Origin of the sequence: Roseateles sp., from assembly GCF_049240545.1 — a bacterium.
GTDB lineage: Bacteria > Pseudomonadota > Gammaproteobacteria > Burkholderiales > Burkholderiaceae_C > Paucibacter_A.
This window is the reverse complement of sequence record NZ_JBMLSK010000069.1, coordinates 1-2,431: the sequence shown is the minus strand read 5'-3', so window position 1 is coordinate 2,431 and position 2,431 is coordinate 1. Positions and strand designations below refer to the sequence as shown.

Genomic DNA, 2,431 nt, shown 5'->3' with positions numbered 1-2,431 from the left:
CCGGCAGTAGCCGCAGCTCATCTCGCGCAACCTGTTGACCACCTGCCGAGCGCATCGACCGCTCGACGCACCTTCCAGGTGCGCCTTCGGGTCGCTGCGCTCGCCATCTGGTTCAACATCTTGCGCGATCTTTCGCCGGGGCTACTGCCGGATCTAGCGACCACCCCGGGGCGAGCCCGGACAAAGCAGCGGAGTAACAAGGGACTGACAGCGCCGGGGCGAGTGCGGCAAGGTGGCGAAGACGTCACCGTGAGAGGCAAGCGAACACCGGCTTATCCTTGGTGCTGCGGCTTCGGCCGAGCCCGTAATCTAGCGTGGTGCCCTTGGCGCGCGTCCAAACCCGTGGTGAGCCCCGCCCCGCCTTTAAAGTCGGGCGGGAGCATCCCGTTTGAGAGAGTGCGGATTGTCCTTCGCGCCAAGGGGCCGCCTTGCGGCGACGTCGCCACCCTACGTCCATGCCCAAGACGCGCAAAGCCAAACCCGCTCGGGTGCAACCCGTGCTCAACCCCCACGCCGCCGGCGCCGACATCGGTGCGCGCGAGATCTACGTGGCCGTGTCCGCCGACGCCGCCGACGCCCCGGTGCGTCGCTTCGAGACCTTCACCGAGGACCTGCGCAAGCTGGTCGCCTGGCTCCAAGAGCACGGCGTCACCACCGTGGCGATGGAGGCGACCAGCGTTTACTGGATACCCTTGGCCGAACTGCTCGAAGAAGCCGGCGTCGAGGTCTGCCTGGTCAATCCGCGGCACGTGAAGAACGTGCCGGGCCGCAAGACCGACGTGGCTGACTGCCAGTGGCTGCAATACCTGCACTCCGTCGGCCTCTTGCGCGCCGCCTTCCGGCCCGCCGCGCATGTGCGCGGAGTGCGCGCTTTGTGGCGCCACCGCGACGCCTTGGTGCGCCACAGCGCCTGGCACATCCAGCACATGCACAAGGCGCTCGACCAAATGAACCTCCAGATCCACCACGTCATCGCGGACCTCACCGGCAAGAGCGGCACGGACATCGTGGAGGCGATCCTGGCCGGACAACGCGAGCCGGCGGCGCTGGCCGCGCTCGGCGACAAGCGCCTGAAGGCGAGCAAGGCGACCCTCTGCGCCGCACTCACCGGCGACTATCGCGAGGAGCACCTCTTTTGCCTGCGCCAAGCCTACGAGGGTCACGGCTTCGTCGTGCGCCAGATCGCGGAAGTGGACAAAAAGATCGCCGGAGTGCTCGCCGCTTTGGAGCCGGCCGAGATCAAGCCCGAGGCGGCCGCGCAAACCGCCACCGAGGGAGAGACCGGCGCGAAGACCAAGGGCAAGCCGCGATCCGGAGGAGCCAACCGACACCAGCCCGCCTACGACGTGCGCGGCGAGTTGCTGCGTCATCTCGGGGTGGATCTGACGACGATCCCGGGCATCAACGTCACCACCGCGCAAACCCTGTGGGCGGAGCTGGGCGGGGACCTCGGCGCGTTTAGAAGCGGCAAGCACTTCGCCTCGTGGCTGAGCCTGTGCCCGGACAACCGGGTGAGCGGCGGCAAGCTGCTCTCCGCCCACACCAAACCCAGCGCCAACCGCGCGGCGCGAGCCCTGCGGCTGGCGGCGCAAGGGCTGCACCACGCCAAGAACGAGCTCGGGGAATTTTACCGCCGCATGCGTGGCAAGCTCGGCGGAGCCGCGGCCTTGGTGGCCACCGCCCACAAACTCGCGCGCATCGTTTACGCCGTGCTGAGCACCAAGCAGCCCTATCGTCCGCAGCTTCACGCCCAAGCCGAACAACGCCGCCTCGCCCGCACCCTCAAACAACTCCGCTCCAAGGCCGAAACCCTCGGATTCCAACTCACTCCCATCCAACAGACTGCATGATGTTACTTGAGAGGTTCAGCCCATGCCGAAGGCTCGGCGCAGCTCGGCCAGCGCCTCGTCGGGCATGGGCACGAGCGGGCCGAGCGGGCGGCTGAGTTGCAGCGCCTCCGCCGTCGCCTCGAGCACTTCCAGTCGGTCGAAGGCCTCGAGCAGCGTGCGGCCCACGATCAGCGCGCCCTCGTTCTCGATCAGCAGCACCGGACACTTCTTTAGCGACATGCGCGCGGCCAGCGCCTCGGCGTCGTTGACCACGCAGGCGAAGGGCACCTTGGGCGCATCGCCGAGCACGAGGTAACTCTCCGGGATGGTGCGCGAGGAGAAGGCCGCGTCCGTCATGCAAAAGGCGCTCGCGCACATCGGCTGCGCGTTGATCACCACGCCGACATCGGGATTGGCGGCGTAGATCAGTCCGTGCAGGCGGCTCGTCCGGCTGGCGCGTTTGCCGGTCTCGGCCGCGAAGCGCGTGGCGCGCACCAGGCTGGCGGGCTTGAGGTCGAGGCGGTCCCGGCGGCGCGGGGTGATGACGAAACGCTCGGCGTCGAGCCGGCCCGAGATCGCGCCGGCCGTGCTGATCATCAGGC

The 2,431-nt window shown here is 68.2% G+C and carries 2 protein-coding genes; one reads left to right on the top strand and one right to left on the bottom strand.

Annotated elements, in window-relative coordinates; all coding sequences use genetic code 11:
- The first annotated feature begins 455 nt into the window (after positions 1-455).
- Positions 456-1,850 (top strand): IS110 family transposase, encoded by a 1,395-nt coding sequence (locus tag ACOVRJ_RS03995; protein WP_422042605.1) that lies wholly within the window; start codon positions 456-458, stop codon positions 1,848-1,850.
- Positions 1,851-1,865: 15 nt separating this feature from the next.
- Here ACOVRJ_RS03995 and ACOVRJ_RS03990 read toward each other — a convergent pair.
- The coding region (locus ACOVRJ_RS03990) for a class II aldolase/adducin family protein (protein WP_422042604.1) at positions 1,866-2,431 on the bottom strand (566 nt) is incomplete at its 5' end.